A 14,653-nucleotide genomic window follows, 5' to 3' on the forward strand; every position below is an offset into this window, starting at 1 on the left:
GCGAAGGACAAAGGTTATTCAGGCCAACTGGAAGCATGCTAATGGCTACTATTCATGTAGACGGCAAAGAATACGAGGTAAATGGAGCAGATAACCTTCTTGAGGCTTGTCTCTCCTTAGGCCTTGATATTCCTTATTTTTGCTGGCATCCGGCGCTGGGGAGCGTGGGTGCGTGCCGCCAGTGTGCGGTGAAGCAATATCAAAACGCGGAAGACACGCGTGGCCGCCTGGTGATGTCCTGTATGACACCGGCATCCGACGGTACCTTTATTTCTATTGATGACGATGAAGCGAAGCAGTTCCGTGAAAGCGTAGTGGAGTGGTTAATGACCAACCACCCGCACGATTGCCCGGTCTGCGAAGAGGGCGGTAACTGCCACTTGCAGGATATGACCGTCATGACCGGCCACAGCTTCCGTCGCTATCGCTTTACCAAACGTACTCACCGTAATCAGGATCTTGGCCCGTTCATCTCACACGAAATGAACCGCTGTATCGCCTGCTATCGCTGCGTACGTTATTACAAAGACTACGCAGACGGCACGGATCTTGGCGTGTATGGCGCGCACGATAACGTCTACTTCGGCCGCCCGGAAGATGGCACGCTGGAAAGCGAGTTCTCCGGCAACCTGGTGGAAATCTGCCCAACCGGCGTCTTCACCGACAAAACGCACTCCGAGCGTTACAACCGTAAGTGGGATATGCAGTTTGCGCCGAGCATCTGCCAGCAGTGCTCGCTGGGTTGCAACACCAGCCCGGGTGAACGTTATGGCGAGCTGCGCCGCATCGAAAACCGTTACAACGGTACCGTTAACCACTACTTCCTTTGCGACCGTGGCCGTTTCGGTTATGGCTATGTCAACCTGAAAGACAGACCGCGTCAGCCGGTACAACGCCGTGGCGACGATCTGATCACTCTGAACGCCGAGCAAGCAATGCAGGGCGCGGCGGATATTCTGCGTCAGTCGAAGAAAGTAATTGGCATCGGTTCTCCGCGCGCCAGCGTGGAGAGCAACTTTGCCCTGCGCGCGCTTGTCGGTGCGGATAACTTCTACACTGGCATCGCCAAAGGCGAGCAGGAACGTCTGGAACTGGCGCTGAAAGTGCTGCGTGAAGGTGGTATCCGTACCCCGGCGCTGCGCGAAATCGAATCTTACGATGCGGTGCTGATCCTCGGCGAAGACATCACGCAGACAGGCGCGCGCGTTGCGCTGGCGGTGCGTCAGGCCGTGAAAGGCAAAGCCCGCGAAATGGCGGCGGCACAGAAAGTTGCCGACTGGCAGATTGCGGCGATCATGAACATTGGCCAGCGCGCCAAACATCCGCTGTTTGTTACCAACGTCGACAGTACTCGTCTGGACGATATCGCCGCGTGGACCTATTGCGCACCGGTTGAAGATCAGGCGCGTTTAGGTTTCGCCATCGCCCACGCGCTGGATGAGACGGCGCCAGCGGTTGACGGTCTGAGCAGCGATCTGAAAAACAAAATCGATGTGATTGTCCAGGCGCTGGCTGGCGCGAAGAAACCGCTGATTATCTCCGGGACGAACGCCGGTAGCGCGGAAGTGATTCAGGCGGCTGCCAACGTGGCAAAAGCGCTGAAAGGGCGCGGTGCCGATGTCGGCATCACCATGATTGCCCGTTCGGTGAACAGTATGGGCCTCGGCCTGATTGGCGGCGGCAGTCTTGATGATGCGCTGGCAGAACTGGAAGCGGGCCACGCTGATGCCGTTGTGGTGCTGGAAAATGACCTGCACCGCCATGCTTCTGCTGCACGCGTTGATGCCGCGCTGGCGAAAGCGCCGCTGGTGCTGGTAATTGATCATCAGCGTACGGCAATCATGGAGCAGGCTCATCTGGTGCTCTCCGCTGCCAGCTTTGCAGAAAGCGACGGTACGGTAATCAACAACGAAGGCCGCGCGCAGCGTTTCTTCCAGGTTTACGATCCGGCGTACTACGACAGCAAAACCATTATGCTGGAGAGCTGGCGCTGGCTGCATTCGCTGCACAGCACCGTTGAAAACCGCGAAGTGGACTGGACGCAGCTTGACCATGTGATTGACGCTGCCGTTGAAGCGTTGCCGCAACTGGCTGGCATTAAAGAGGCGGCGCCGGACGCCAGCTTCCGCATCCGCGGTCAGAAACTGGCCCGTGAACCGCATCGCTACAGTGGGCGTACCGCCATGCGCGCCAACATCAGCGTGCACGAACCGCGTCAGCCGCAGGATAAAGACACCATGTTCGCCTTCTCGATGGAAGGGAACAACCAGCCGTCCGCTCCGCGTTCGCAAATTCCGTTTGCGTGGGCGCCGGGCTGGAACTCCCCGCAGGCATGGAACAAATTCCAGGCTGAAGTGGGTGGTCACCTGCGCTACGGCGATCCGGGCGTTCGTCTGATTGAGGCCAGCGAAAGTGGGCTGGAATACTTCACTTCCATTCCGGGAACCTTCGAAGCGCAGGAGGGTAAATGGCGTATCGCGCCGTACTACCACCTGTTCGGCAGCGATGAAATGTCGCAGCGTTCTCCGGTATTCCAGAGCCGTATGCCGCAACCGTACATCAAGCTGAACCCGGCCGACGCTGCGAAGCTTGGTGTTAACGCGGGCGCGCATATCTCCTTCACCTGGGAAGGTCAGACCATCAGCCTGCCATTGCAGGTTTCCGAAGGTCTGGCAGCAGGGCAGGTTGGTCTGCCGATGGGGATGCCTGGCATCGCGCCGGTACTGGCCGGAGCACGTCTTGAAAATCTGCGGGAGGCGCAAGCATGAGCTGGTTAACACCGGATGTTATCGACATTCTGCTGAGCATCCTGAAAGCAGTGGTCATTCTGCTGGTGGTGGTCACCTGCGGTGCGTTCATGAGCTTTGGCGAACGTCGCCTGCTCGGTCTGTTCCAGAACCGTTACGGACCGAACCGCGTTGGCTGGGGTGGCTCACTCCAGCTGGTCGCGGACATGATCAAAATGTTCTTTAAAGAGGACTGGATCCCACGCTTTTCCGATCGCGTGATCTTCACCCTCGCGCCGATGATCGCCTTCACCTCGCTGCTGTTAGCGTTCGCCATTGTGCCGGTCAGCCCGAGCTGGGTCGTGGCGGATCTGAACATCGGCATCCTGTTCTTCTTAATGATGGCAGGGCTGGCGGTTTACGCGGTGCTGTTCGCGGGCTGGTCAAGTAACAACAAATACTCACTGCTCGGTGCGATGCGTGCTTCTGCGCAAACCCTGAGCTATGAAGTGTTCCTTGGGCTTTCCCTGATGGGCGTAGTGGCGCAGGCCGGTTCATTCAACATGACCGACATCGTCAACAACCAGGCGGGTTTGTGGAACGTCATTCCGCAGTTCTTCGGCTTTGTGACCTTCGCTATCGCTGGCGTGGCGGTGTGTCACCGTCACCCGTTTGACCAGCCGGAAGCCGAGCAGGAACTGGCGGATGGTTACCACATTGAATATTCCGGGATGAAATTCGGTCTGTTCTTCGTCGGCGAATATATCGGTATCGTCACCATTTCCGCGTTGATGGTCACGCTGTTCTTCGGGGGCTGGCAGGGGCCGTTGTTACCGCCTTTCATCTGGTTCGCGCTGAAAACCGCGTTCTTTATGATGATGTTCATTTTGATTCGCGCCGCACTGCCGCGTCCTCGTTATGATCAGGTGATGTCGTTCGGCTGGAAAATCTGTCTGCCGCTGACGCTACTCAACTTGCTGGGAACGGCGGCTGTCATTCTCTGGCAGGCGCAATAAGGGGTGAAAAGACCATGACTTTAAAAGAATTACTCGTGGGCTTCGGCACCCAGGTCCGTAGTATCTGGATGATTGGCCTGCATGCTTTCGCGAAACGCGAAACCCGTATGTACCCGGAAGAGCCGGTTTATCTGCCGCCGCGTTACCGTGGCCGTATTGTGCTGACGCGCGACCCGGACGGTTCCGAGCGTTGCGTTGCCTGTAACCTTTGTGCGGTAGCGTGCCCGGTAGGCTGTATCTCGCTACAAAAAGCGGAGATGCAGGACGGTCGCTGGTATCCGGAATTTTTCCGTATCAACTTCTCACGCTGCATTTTCTGCGGTCTGTGCGAAGAGGCGTGCCCGACAACGGCGATTCAGCTCACCCCGGATTTCGAAATGGGTGAATACAAACGTCAGGACCTGGTGTACGAAAAAGAGGATCTGCTGATCTCCGGTCCGGGCAAATACCCGGAATATAACTTCTACCGGATGGCAGGTATGGCAATCGACGGCAAAGATAAAGGTGAAGCGGAAAACGAAGCCAAACCTATCGACGTCAAGAGCCTGTTACCGTAAGGAGAGGGGCAATGGAGTTCGCTTTTTATATCTGTGGCCTGGTCGCCATCCTGACGACGGTACGCGTAATAACGCATACCAACCCGGTGCACGCTTTGCTGTATCTGATTGTGTCGCTGCTGGCCATTGCCGGGGTCTTCTTTTCACTCGGCGCTTACTTCGCCGGTGCGCTGGAGATCATCGTTTATGCCGGGGCCATCATGGTGCTGTTCGTGTTTGTGGTGATGATGCTGAACCTTGGCAATACCGTAGTCGAGCAGGAGCGCAACTGGCTGTCGCCGCAAATCTGGATCGGCCCGGCGCTGCTCTCTGCGGTGCTGCTGGTGGTGATGGTTTACGCCATTCTGGGCGTCAACGATCAGGGTATCGACGGGACGGCGATTAGCGCGAAAGCGGTCGGTATTACGCTGTTTGGTCCTTACGTTCTGGCCGTGGAGCTGGCCTCCATGCTGCTGCTGGCTGGCCTGGTTGTGGCCTTCCATCTGGGGCGCGAAGACAGGGCCGGTGAAGTGCTGAGCAATCGCACCGATGACCGCGCAAAAAGAAAAACGGAGGAGCAAGCATGATCCCCTTACAACATGGACTGATCCTCGCGGCGATTTTGTTTGTTTTGGGTCTGACCGGTCTGGTTATCCGCCGCAACCTGCTGTTTATGCTGATTGGGCTGGAAATCATGATTAACGCTGCTGCGCTGGCCTTCGTGGTTGCCGGCAGCTACTGGGGACAGACCGACGGGCAGGTGATGTATATCCTCGCCATTAGCCTCGCGGCTGCGGAAGCGAGTATTGGCCTGGCGTTGCTGCTGCAACTCCATCGTCGCCGCCAGAATCTGAATATCGATTCAGTAAGTGAGATGCGTGGATGAACATGCTCGCCTTAACCATTATTCTGCCTTTTATTGGCTTTGTCTTACTGGCCTTTTCCCGCGGGCGCTGGTCAGAGAATCTTTCTGCGACCGTTGGCGTTGGCTCGATTGGCCTTGCGGCGCTGGTGACCGCTTTTGTCGGCGTTGATTTCTTCAACAACGGTCAGCAGGCGTTTTCGCAACCGTTATGGACGTGGATGGCGGTCGGTGATTTCAACATCGGTTTCAACCTGGTGCTGGACGGCCTGTCGCTGACCATGCTTTCGGTCGTTACCGGCGTGGGTTTCCTGATTCACATGTTCGCGTCCTGGTATATGCGCGGAGAAGAGGGCTACTCCCGTTTCTTCGCCTACACCAACCTGTTTATCGCCAGTATGGTGGTACTGGTGCTGGCAGATAACCTGCTGCTGATGTACCTCGGCTGGGAAGGCGTGGGCCTGTGTTCCTATCTGCTGATCGGTTTCTACTACACCGATCCGAAGAATGGCGCAGCGGCGATGAAAGCGTTCGTGGTTACCCGTGTGGGTGACGTCTTCCTCGCTTTCGCGCTGTTCATCCTTTACAACGAACTGGGTACGCTGAACTTCCGCGAAATGGTTGAGCTGGCGCCGCAGCACTTCGCCAACGGCAATAACATGCTGATGTGGGCGACGCTGATGCTGCTGGGCGGTGCGGTCGGTAAATCCGCGCAACTGCCGTTGCAGACATGGCTGGCGGACGCGATGGCTGGCCCGACGCCGGTTTCTGCGCTGATCCACGCCGCCACCATGGTGACCGCCGGTGTTTACCTGATTGCCCGTACGCATGGGCTGTTCCTGATGACGCCGGAAGTGCTGCATCTGGTTGGTATCGTCGGTGCGGTAACGCTGCTGATGGCGGGTTTCGCCGCGCTGGTGCAGACGGATATCAAACGCGTACTTGCCTACTCAACCATGAGCCAGATTGGTTACATGTTCCTGGCGCTGGGTGTGCAGGCCTGGGACGCGGCGATTTTCCACCTGATGACGCATGCGTTCTTTAAAGCGCTGCTGTTCCTGTCGTCCGGTTCGGTGATCCTCGCCTGCCATCACGAGCAGAACATCTTCAAAATGGGTGGCCTGCGTAAGTCGATTCCGCTGGTCTATGCCTGCTTCCTGGTCGGTGGCGCGGCGCTGTCGGCGTTGCCATTGCTGACCGCAGGCTTCTTCAGTAAAGACGAAATCCTTGCCGGTGCGGTAGCAAACGGCCATGTCAATCTGATGATTGCCGGTCTGGTGGGCGCGTTTATGACATCGCTGTACACCTTCCGCCTGATTTTCATAGTCTTCCACGGGAAAGAACAGATTCACGCTCATGCAGGGAAGGGGATCACCCATCATCTGCCGCTGATTGTGCTGCTGGTACTTTCCACCTTTATTGGCGCGATGATTGTGCCACCGCTGAGAGGCGTTCTGCCAGAAACCACCGAGCTGGCGCACAGCAGTGTGGTCATGCTGGAAGTGGCGTCCGGTGCGGTTGCTGTCATCGGTATTCTGCTGGCGGCCTGGCTGTGGCTGGGTAAACGTACGCTGGTGCACTCGATCGCCAACAGCGCGACAGGTCGCTTCTTCGGGACCTGGTGGTTCAATGCCTGGGGCTTCGATGCGCTGTACGACCGCATCTTTGTGAAGCCGTATCTTGGCATTGCCTGGCTGCTGAAGAGCGATCCGCTGAATGCGCTAATGAACATTCCGGCGATCCTGTCGCGCTTTGCAGGCAAAGGGCTGCTGTTTAGCGAGAACGGGTATCTGCGCTGGTATGTCGCGTCGATGAGCATTGGCGCTGTCGTGGTGTTGGCGTTGCTGATGGTATTGCGCTGAGTTTGTGGGCCGGATGGCGCTGCGCTTATCCGGCTTACAAACTGAAAGAGAATTTTTAGAAAATTCGTTGAAAATCAGGTCCGAATGGACAGGCGTTATCGGCAAAGTCCGAGTGGACACCGCCTGCGCAGAGCAACCGGAGCGTACTAAAGTACGTGCGGATTGCGAGCACAGCCGGGGTTCGCGATGATGAGCAAGATAGCCTGAGGCGGACTTAAACAAGGAACAAATATCGCCATGTTATTACCCTGGCTAATACTGATTCCCTTTATCGGCGGCTTTCTCTGCTGGCAGACCGAACGCTTCGGCGTGAAGGTGCCGCGCTGGATAGCCCTGATCACCATGGGACTGACGCTGGCGCTTTCTCTGCAACTCTGGATGCAGGGCGGCTACTCTTTGACGCAATCCACCGGTCTGCCTGCCTGGCAGGAAGAGTTTAAACTGGCGTGGATCCCACGTTTCGGCATCAATATTCATCTGGCGATGGACGGTTTGTCGTTGCTGATGGTGGTGCTGACCGGTTTCCTCGGCGTGCTGGCGGTACTCTGCTCCTGGCGTGAAATCGAGAAATATCAGGGCTTCTTCCATCTCAACCTGATGTGGATTTTGGGCGGCGTTATCGGCGTGTTCCTTGCCATCGACATGTTCCTGTTCTTCTTCTTCTGGGAAATGATGCTGGTGCCGATGTACTTCCTGATTGCACTGTGGGGCCACAAAGCCTCCGACGGGAAGACGCGTATTACGGCTGCGACCAAGTTCTTCATCTATACCCAGGCCAGTGGTCTGGTGATGTTGATTGCCATCCTGGCGCTGGTAGTGGTGCACTATAACGCGACCGGCGTCTGGACATTCGACTATGAAGACCTGCTGAAAACGCCGATGTCTGACCACGTCGAATATCTGCTGATGCTTGGTTTCTTCATCGCCTTCGCGGTGAAAATGCCGGTGGTGCCGCTGCACGGTTGGTTACCGGATGCGCACTCGCAGGCACCGACAGCAGGTTCCGTTGACCTGGCGGGGATCCTGCTGAAAACCGCAGCCTACGGTTTGCTGCGCTTCTCGCTGCCGCTGTTCCCGAATGCTTCCGCAGAGTTTGCCCCCATCGCCATGTGGCTGGGCGTCATCGGTATTTTCTACGGTGCGTGGATGGCGTTCACCCAGACGGATATCAAACGCCTGATCGCTTACACCTCGGTGTCCCACATGGGCTTCGTGCTGATTGCTATCTACACCGGCAGCCAGCTGGCCTATCAGGGCGCGGTTATCCAGATGATTGCGCACGGTCTTTCTGCGGCGGGTCTGTTTATCCTGTGCGGTCAGTTGTACGAACGTCTGCATACCCGCGACATGCGTATGATGGGCGGGCTGTGGAGCAAGATTAAATGGTTGCCGGCGCTGTCGATGTTCTTCGCTGTCGCCACGTTGGGTATGCCGGGTACCGGTAACTTCGTCGGTGAATTCATGATCCTCTTCGGCAGCTACCAGGTTGTGCCGATGATCACGGTGATTTCTACCTTCGGTCTGGTTTTCGCATCGGTTTACTCACTGGCAATGCTGCATCGCGCCTACTTCGGTAAAGCGAAAAGCGAACTGGCCAGCAAGGAACTGCCGGGGCTGTCACTGCGCGAGCTGTTTATGATCCTGATCCTGGTTGTACTTCTGGTACTGCTTGGCTTCTATCCGCAGCCGATTCTGGATACCTCGCATGCCGCGATGGGTAATATCCAGCAGTGGTTTGTTAATTCTATTACTACTACAAGGCCGTAAATCGCCATGACAATTACTCCACAACACCTGATTGCGCTGCTGCCGCTGCTGATCGTCGGATTGACGGTGGTGGTTGTGATGCTCTCCATTGCGTGGCGACGCAACCATTTCCTCAATGCCACGCTGTCGGTCATCGGCCTGAACGTCGCGCTGCTCTCCCTGTGGTTTGTCGGGCAGGCGGGAGCAATGGATGTGACGCCGCTGATGCGCGTCGATGGTTACGCCATGCTCTACACCGGGCTGGTGCTACTGGCGAGCCTTGCCACCTGCACCTTCGCTTATCCGTGGCTGGAAGGGTATAACGACAACAAAGAAGAGTTTTATCTGCTGGTACTGATTGCCGCAATGGGCGGCATTCTGTTGGCTAACGCCAACCATATGGCGGCGTTGTTCCTTGGTATTGAACTGATCTCCCTGCCGCTGTTCGGGCTGGTGGGTTATGCCTTCCGCCAGAAACGTTCGCTGGAAGCCAGTATCAAGTACACCATTCTGTCTGCCGCAGCGTCTTCTTTCCTGCTGTTCGGTATCGCACTGGTGTATGCGCAAACCGGGAATCTGGCATTTGTTGCTATCGGTAAGAGCCTCGGTGAAGGCATGCTGCACGAGCCGCTGCTGCTGGCGGGTCTGGGCCTGATGATTGTCGGTCTCGGTTTCAAACTCTCACTGGTGCCGTTCCACCTGTGGACGCCGGACGTTTATCAGGGCGCGCCTGCGCCGGTCTCCACCTTCCTGGCGACCGCCAGCAAAATCGCCATCTTTGGCGTGCTGATGCGTTTGTTCCTCTATGCGCCGGTCAGCGACAGTGAAGCCGTTCGTGTGGTGCTGGGTCTTATCGCCTTTGTTTCCATTATCTTCGGTAACCTGATGGCGCTGAGCCAGACCAACATCAAACGTCTGCTCGGTTTCTCCTCCATCTCGCACCTCGGCTATTTGCTGGTGGCGCTGATTGCGTTGCAGAGCGGCCAGATGTCGATGGAAACCGTTGGTGTCTATCTGGCCGGTTACCTGTTCAGCAGCCTCGGCGCGTTTGGTGTGGTGAGTCTGATGTCCAGCCCGTATCGCGGCCCGGATGCAGAATCACTTTACTCCTATCGTGGTCTGTTCTGGCACCGTCCGATTCTCTCGGCGGTTCTGACGGTGATGATGCTGTCGCTGGCAGGTATTCCAATGACCTTAGGCTTTATCGGTAAGTTCTACATCCTTGCCGTTGGCGTCGAAGCGCACCTGTGGTGGTTGACGGGCGCTGTGGTGGTCGGTTCGGCGATTGGTTTGTATTACTACCTGCGCGTGGCGGTGAGCCTCTATCTGAGTGCGCCGCAGCAGCTGAACCGCGATGCGCCATCCGACTGGGCCTACAGCGCCGGCGGGATTGTGGTGCTGATCTCTGCGTTGCTGGTACTGCTGTTGGGTATTTACCCGCAGCCGCTGATCAGTATCGTACAGTTAGCGCTGCCGATGATGTAATGGCGTACAGCGCATAAAGAAAAACCGCCGGGCTGCAAACCCGGCGGTTTTTTTATGGCGCAGAAATTACTTCGCCAGTAACGGCTGTGAAGCAACCTGGTGGTGGCTAATCAGCGGGCCGCGTACGTTATTAGCGGCGCGGTCGAGCACTTCCTGAATCACTGATGAAAGCTCGTTGATTTCGAACTTCGCAACATAGCCATCGGCCTGCACTTTACGTACGTGATCTTCGTTTGCGCTACCGGAGAGTGACGAGTGGATCACCACTGGAATGTTTTTCAGGCGCGGATCGGTTTTGATCAGACGCGTCAAAGTAAATCCGTCCATTTCCGGCATTTCAAGATCGGTCAGTACCATGGCGATCTTATCGCTAACCGGTACACCTTCACTGTCGGCCTGCTGCGCCAGACGCTGGATTTTCTCCCATGCATCTTTGCCGGTGATATGCATGTCGGTCGGAATTTCCATCGCGTTGAGGCCTTTTTCCAGCATGGCGCGCGCCACTTTGGAGTCTTCCGCCACAATCGCCACCGAGCCCGGTTTCAGATGGAATTTCTTGTCCGGCACATGATCGCCATGAACGTCGTGATCCGCAGGCACAATGTCATACAGGATCTGCTCAACATCCAGCACCATCGCCAGATTGTTGGTGTCCTTATCGTCATCTAGGCAGGCAATACTGGTGATGTAACGACCGTTGATCGCTTTCTCCGCCGTATGCACTTGTTTCCAGTCCAGGCGAGTGATGTTATCTACCGACTCCACCGCAAAGGCCTGCACGCTACGGGCATATTCTGTGATCAACAAAATATTGAGGCCGGTCGTGGGCTTGCAGCCCGCCACCGCCGCCAGGTCAATCACCGGGATCACCTGGTCGCGGATATTGACCATCCCCAGTAAGGGCGGCTTCATTCCGGCAGGGCGAGTGAAGGTGGGCATCGGTACTATTTCGCGCAATTTAAACACGTTGATGCCAAACAGCTCTGATTTCGTGGAATCTAACGACTTGCCGAGACGAAACAGCAACAGCTCAAACCGGTTCGACAGAGTAAGATTCGCCCTGTCATCGATGTCTTTCTGGAAATTATCCATCATGCCCTCAATAGAAGATGCCTGCGTATATCTATTATCGGCATGCGGTGAAAAAAATAGAGTGCCTAAATTAAAATCAAATGTGAACCAACGCAAAATCCTCAGCCAGAGTTGTTTGCGCAAAGATCGCCTGGCATTCGGCCAGCAATGCCTGGCTACCTTTATCGTCATAGCGTGAACTGAGGTGAGTAATCACCAGCCTGCCTGCGCCCGCGTTCAGCGCCAGTTGCGCGGCCTGTCGCGTTGAACTGTGACCGCGGCTATTCGCTTTCTCCTCCATTGCGCTTTCCAGCGTGGCTTCATGCACCAGCAGATCCACACCGCGCGCCAGTTCAAGCGATGCAGGGCAGGGAGATGTATCGCCAAAAATCGCCAGCTTTTTACCTGGCTCTGCCGGGGCAAGGTAATCCGCACCGCACAGCGTGCGGCCATCTTCCAGCGTTACCGTTTCACCCGCTTTTAATTTCTGAAACAGCGGCCCTGGCGTTACGCCTGCGGCGATTAGCGCGGCCGCGTCCAGTGCGCCGGGCTTATCATGCTCTTCAATACGATAACCGTAGCACTCCACCGGGTGCGCCAGCGGGTAAGCCGTCACTTTGCGCAGACCGTCATCCACCACCAGCCCGGCTGTCACTTCATGGATGGTCAGCGGATAGTCGGTCCATGAACCGCTCAGCCTTAAAGTTGTTTCCACAAACTCGCGAATGCCTTGCGGGCCATAGATATCCAGTGGCTGAATATTCCCGGCCATCGAGCGGCTGCACAGCAACCCAGGCAAACCAAACAGGTGATCGCCATGCAGATGAGTGATAAAAATTTTGTCCAGCTTGCCTGGGTGGAACGCCGTACGCAGCATCTGGTGCTGCGTGCCTTCACCACAATCAAACAACCAAAGCCCTGCGCGGGTTGGGTGCTGTAAATTCAACAGCATCGCCGTTACGTTACGCGTGCGCGTCGGGACTCCGGCGGAGGTGCCCAGGAAAATCAGTTCCACAGTTTTGCTCTGCCCAAATCACAAAAAATTGAGTATAACGGGATGATAACAAATAAGGAGCAAGAGATGATCCGCTGGCAAGACCTGCACCATTCTGAACTCACCGTTGCTGAACTCTACGCTGCACTGAAGCTGCGCTGTGAAGTGTTTGTTGTCGAGCAAACCTGCCCTTATCTGGACGTGGATGGCGATGACCTGACAGGAGAAAACCGGCATATTCTTGGCTGGAAAGAGAATCAGCTGGTGGCGTATGCGAGGATTCTGAAAAGTGATGATGATCTGTCGCCCGTGGTGATTGGCCGGGTGATTGTCAGCGCTCAGGTCAGAGGGGAAAAACTGGGCTACCAGTTGATGGAGCGCGCCGTGAACTCCTGTGAGCAACATTGGCCGCAGCAGGCGCTGTACCTGGGTGCGCAGGCACATCTGCAATCTTTTTATGCGCACTTTGGCTTTCAGCCAGTGACGGATGTCTATGATGAAGATGGCATTGCGCACATCGGAATGGCGCGGGAGATCCACCAGGCGTAACCCGCAGTGTTTGTCTATAGTTAGCGGACAGGTGCATAACATGGAGACAAACGATGTCATATCACTCTTATGATTCAAATATTGATGACGACCTGACCCTGCTGAGCGAAACGCTGGAAGAAGTCCTCCGCTCCTCGGGCGACCCTGCAGACCAGAAGTACATCGAACTCAAAGCCCGCGCCGAGAAGGCGCTGCATGACGTGAAGAACCGCGTCAGCAGCGCGTCGGATACCTACTACTATCGGGCGAAAAAAGCGGTGTATCGCGCCGACGATTATGTTCATGAAAAACCGTGGCAGGGCATTGGCGCTGGTGCTGCTGTCGGTCTGGTGCTCGGCCTGCTACTGGCCCGCCGCTAACGCTTCACTTCCCCTCCCTGGAAGGGGGTACTGTTATTACGTTTAGTACCCCGTATACTATGTGGTTTTTAACAGGGAGGGGCTCGCGTGCTTTCCATTTCCTCTGCGCTTGGCGACCTGTATCGCCGCCTGACCGATCGTTTTCCCCGGTCGCCTGGTTTTTGCTTTTTTGATGCGCCTTTCCCGTTAAACGACGCTTTCGATCCGCTGGCATGGCTCGCCAGTCAGCCTGTCTGGCCGCAATTTTACTGGCAGCAGCGTAGCGGGGACGAGGAGACGGCCGCGCTTGGCGCGCTCTGCCACTTCTCGTCGTTACCTCTTGCCCAACAATTTTTACACGCCTTGCCAGAGGATGTTCGTATCTGGGGGCTGAATGCCTTTGATCCTTCGCAGGGATCGCTGTTTTTGCCACGCCTTGAGTGGCGTCGTGAAGGTGGCCGAGCGATGTTACGGCTTTACCTCTACAGCGAGACCTCACTGCATGACGACGCTGAGCGCGCAGCTGAGTTTTTGCAGGCACTTTCGCCTTTCACTCCACTTGCCAACCTGAAACAGCAGCCATGTCTTGCGCAGCGCCATTACCCGGAGCGTGAGGCCTGGAAAAGCTTGATTGCGCAGGCGTTGGGTACGCTGGAAAGCGCTGAGCTGGATAAAGTGGTGCTCGCCAGGGCGACCGATTACTCCTATGCAAATGCCGTGAATGCGGCTTCGCTGATGGCTGCCAGCCGCCGCGTTAATTACCACTGTTTCCACTTTATGATGGCCTTTGACGCGCAGAACGCCTTTTTAGGATCTTCGCCGGAGCGCCTGTGGCGGCGACGCGGTCATGCACTGCGTACCGAAGCGCTGGCCGGAACGGTGGCCGGTCATGATGACGATCTGCAGGCGCAGCGCCTGGCCGACTGGCTGATGGGCGACGATAAAAATCAGCGGGAAAATATGCTGGTGGTGGAAGATATCTGCCAGCGTTTGCAGCAGCAGACGGCGGCGCTCGATGTGCTGCCGCCGCAGATCGTCAGGCTGCGCAATGTTCAGCACCTCCGCCGTTGTATCTGGAGCGATTTACAAACGCCCGACGACGCATTATGCCTGCAACTGTTACAGCCGACAGCCGCCGTCGCCGGGTTACCGCGCCGTTCAGCGTGGGACTTTATTCAGCGCAACGAACCGTTCACCCGTGAATGGTATGCCGGATCGGCGGGATATTTATCCCGTCAGCAGAGTGAATTCTGCGTCGCGCTACGCTCAGCAAAAGTCAGTGGCAGTACCGTTCGGCTGTACGCCGGAGCTGGCATTGTGCCTGGCTCCGACGCCGAGCAAGAGTGGCAGGAAATCGACAATAAAGCGGCGGGCCTGCGATCTTTATTAGAACTTACGCACGCATAACCGATTCATATCAAAATTCGATTTTTTCTGATTATTTATACTGAACAGCAATATTGATACC

Annotated in this window: 13 protein-coding genes; 11 read left to right on the plus strand and 2 right to left on the minus strand. The window is 56.3% G+C overall.

Annotation, left to right across the window (positions count from 1 at the left end; all coding sequences use genetic code 11):
• Positions 1–41: 41 nt before the first annotated feature.
• From nuoG to nuoN, 8 genes are all read left to right on the plus strand, one after another.
• The gene (gene nuoG, locus CWM66_RS08240; RefSeq protein WP_007371092.1) at positions 42–2,768 is read left to right on the plus strand and encodes an NADH-quinone oxidoreductase subunit NuoG; all 2,727 of its coding nucleotides are present in this window, start codon (positions 42–44) and stop codon (positions 2,766–2,768) included.
• Complete coding sequence (nuoH, locus tag CWM66_RS08245; RefSeq protein ID WP_007371093.1) at positions 2,765–3,742, plus strand: NADH-quinone oxidoreductase subunit NuoH; 978 nt, start codon at positions 2,765–2,767, stop codon at positions 3,740–3,742. The genes nuoG and nuoH overlap by 4 nt, the downstream gene beginning before the upstream one ends.
• A gap of 14 nt (positions 3,743–3,756) precedes the next feature.
• Positions 3,757–4,299, plus strand: a complete 543-nt coding sequence (nuoI, locus tag CWM66_RS08250) for an NADH-quinone oxidoreductase subunit NuoI (protein WP_035942165.1) — start codon at positions 3,757–3,759, stop codon at positions 4,297–4,299.
• Between the two features lie 11 nt (positions 4,300–4,310).
• Complete coding sequence (gene nuoJ / locus CWM66_RS08255) at positions 4,311–4,865, plus strand: NADH-quinone oxidoreductase subunit J (protein ID WP_007371095.1); 555 nt, start codon at positions 4,311–4,313, stop codon at positions 4,863–4,865.
• Positions 4,862–5,164, plus strand: a complete 303-nt coding sequence (nuoK, locus tag CWM66_RS08260; protein WP_002463445.1) for an NADH-quinone oxidoreductase subunit NuoK — start codon at positions 4,862–4,864, stop codon at positions 5,162–5,164. The genes nuoJ and nuoK overlap by 4 nt, the downstream gene beginning before the upstream one ends.
• Positions 5,161–7,002 carry an NADH-quinone oxidoreductase subunit L gene (gene nuoL, locus CWM66_RS08265; RefSeq protein ID WP_035889803.1) on the plus strand — a complete coding sequence of 614 codons (1,842 nt, stop codon included), beginning with the start codon at positions 5,161–5,163 and terminating at the stop codon, positions 7,000–7,002. Before nuoK ends, nuoL begins: the two co-directional genes overlap by 4 nt.
• A 237-nt stretch (positions 7,003–7,239) precedes the next feature.
• Positions 7,240–8,769, plus strand: coding sequence for an NADH-quinone oxidoreductase subunit M (nuoM, locus tag CWM66_RS08270; protein WP_007371098.1), 1,530 nt, complete (start codon positions 7,240–7,242; stop codon positions 8,767–8,769).
• A gap of 6 nt (positions 8,770–8,775) precedes the next feature.
• Entirely contained in the window at positions 8,776–10,233 is a 1,458-nt protein-coding gene (gene nuoN, locus CWM66_RS08275; protein WP_007371099.1) for an NADH-quinone oxidoreductase subunit NuoN, read from the plus strand.
• 66 nt (positions 10,234–10,299) lie between these two features.
• Here nuoN and CWM66_RS08280 read toward each other — a convergent pair whose 3' ends face one another.
• Positions 10,300–11,325 (minus strand): chemotaxis protein, encoded by a 1,026-nt coding sequence (locus CWM66_RS08280; RefSeq protein WP_107146487.1) that lies wholly within the window; start codon positions 11,323–11,325, stop codon positions 10,300–10,302.
• 76 nt (positions 11,326–11,401) lie between these two features.
• Entirely contained in the window at positions 11,402–12,319 is a 918-nt protein-coding gene (rbn, locus tag CWM66_RS08285) for a ribonuclease BN (RefSeq protein WP_107146488.1), read from the minus strand.
• 66 nt (positions 12,320–12,385) lie between these two features.
• On the opposite strand from rbn, the gene CWM66_RS08290 reads away from it, so the two are divergent.
• The 3 genes from CWM66_RS08290 (at position 12,386) to menF (ending at position 14,592) form a co-directional block, all read left to right on the plus strand.
• Entirely contained in the window at positions 12,386–12,847 is a 462-nt protein-coding gene (locus tag CWM66_RS08290) for a GNAT family N-acetyltransferase (RefSeq protein WP_007371102.1), read from the plus strand.
• A 53-nt stretch (positions 12,848–12,900) separates the two neighbouring features.
• Positions 12,901–13,206, plus strand: a complete 306-nt coding sequence (elaB, locus tag CWM66_RS08295) for a stress response protein ElaB (RefSeq protein WP_007371103.1) — start codon at positions 12,901–12,903, stop codon at positions 13,204–13,206.
• Between the two features lie 87 nt (positions 13,207–13,293).
• Complete coding sequence (gene menF, locus CWM66_RS08300; RefSeq protein ID WP_071921102.1) at positions 13,294–14,592, plus strand: isochorismate synthase MenF; 1,299 nt, start codon at positions 13,294–13,296, stop codon at positions 14,590–14,592.
• The last annotated feature ends 61 nt before the right edge of the window (positions 14,593–14,653 follow it).

This window comes from Kosakonia sp. H7A, assembly GCF_003028445.1.
Taxonomy (GTDB): domain Bacteria; phylum Pseudomonadota; class Gammaproteobacteria; order Enterobacterales; family Enterobacteriaceae; genus Kosakonia; species Kosakonia radicincitans.

Bases quoted from the DNA above. Each gene is read 5' to 3' on its own strand.
- nuoG (WP_007371092.1), top strand. From the start codon at position 42: ATGGCTACTATTCATGTAGACGGCAAAGAATACGAGGTAAATGGAGCA.
- nuoH (WP_007371093.1), top strand. From the start codon at position 2,765: ATGAGCTGGTTAACACCGGATGTTATCGACATTCTGCTGAGCATCCTG.
- nuoI (WP_035942165.1), top strand. From the start codon at position 3,757: ATGACTTTAAAAGAATTACTCGTGGGCTTCGGCACCCAGGTCCGTAGT.
- nuoJ (WP_007371095.1), top strand. From the start codon at position 4,311: ATGGAGTTCGCTTTTTATATCTGTGGCCTGGTCGCCATCCTGACGACG.
- nuoK (WP_002463445.1), top strand. From the start codon at position 4,862: ATGATCCCCTTACAACATGGACTGATCCTCGCGGCGATTTTGTTTGTT.
- nuoL (WP_035889803.1), top strand. From the start codon at position 5,161: ATGAACATGCTCGCCTTAACCATTATTCTGCCTTTTATTGGCTTTGTC.
- nuoM (WP_007371098.1), top strand. From the start codon at position 7,240: ATGTTATTACCCTGGCTAATACTGATTCCCTTTATCGGCGGCTTTCTC.
- nuoN (WP_007371099.1), top strand. From the start codon at position 8,776: ATGACAATTACTCCACAACACCTGATTGCGCTGCTGCCGCTGCTGATC.
- CWM66_RS08280 (WP_107146487.1), bottom strand. From the start codon at position 11,325: ATGGATAATTTCCAGAAAGACATCGATGACAGGGCGAATCTTACTCTG.
- CWM66_RS08290 (WP_007371102.1), top strand. From the start codon at position 12,386: ATGATCCGCTGGCAAGACCTGCACCATTCTGAACTCACCGTTGCTGAA.
- elaB (WP_007371103.1), top strand. From the start codon at position 12,901: ATGTCATATCACTCTTATGATTCAAATATTGATGACGACCTGACCCTG.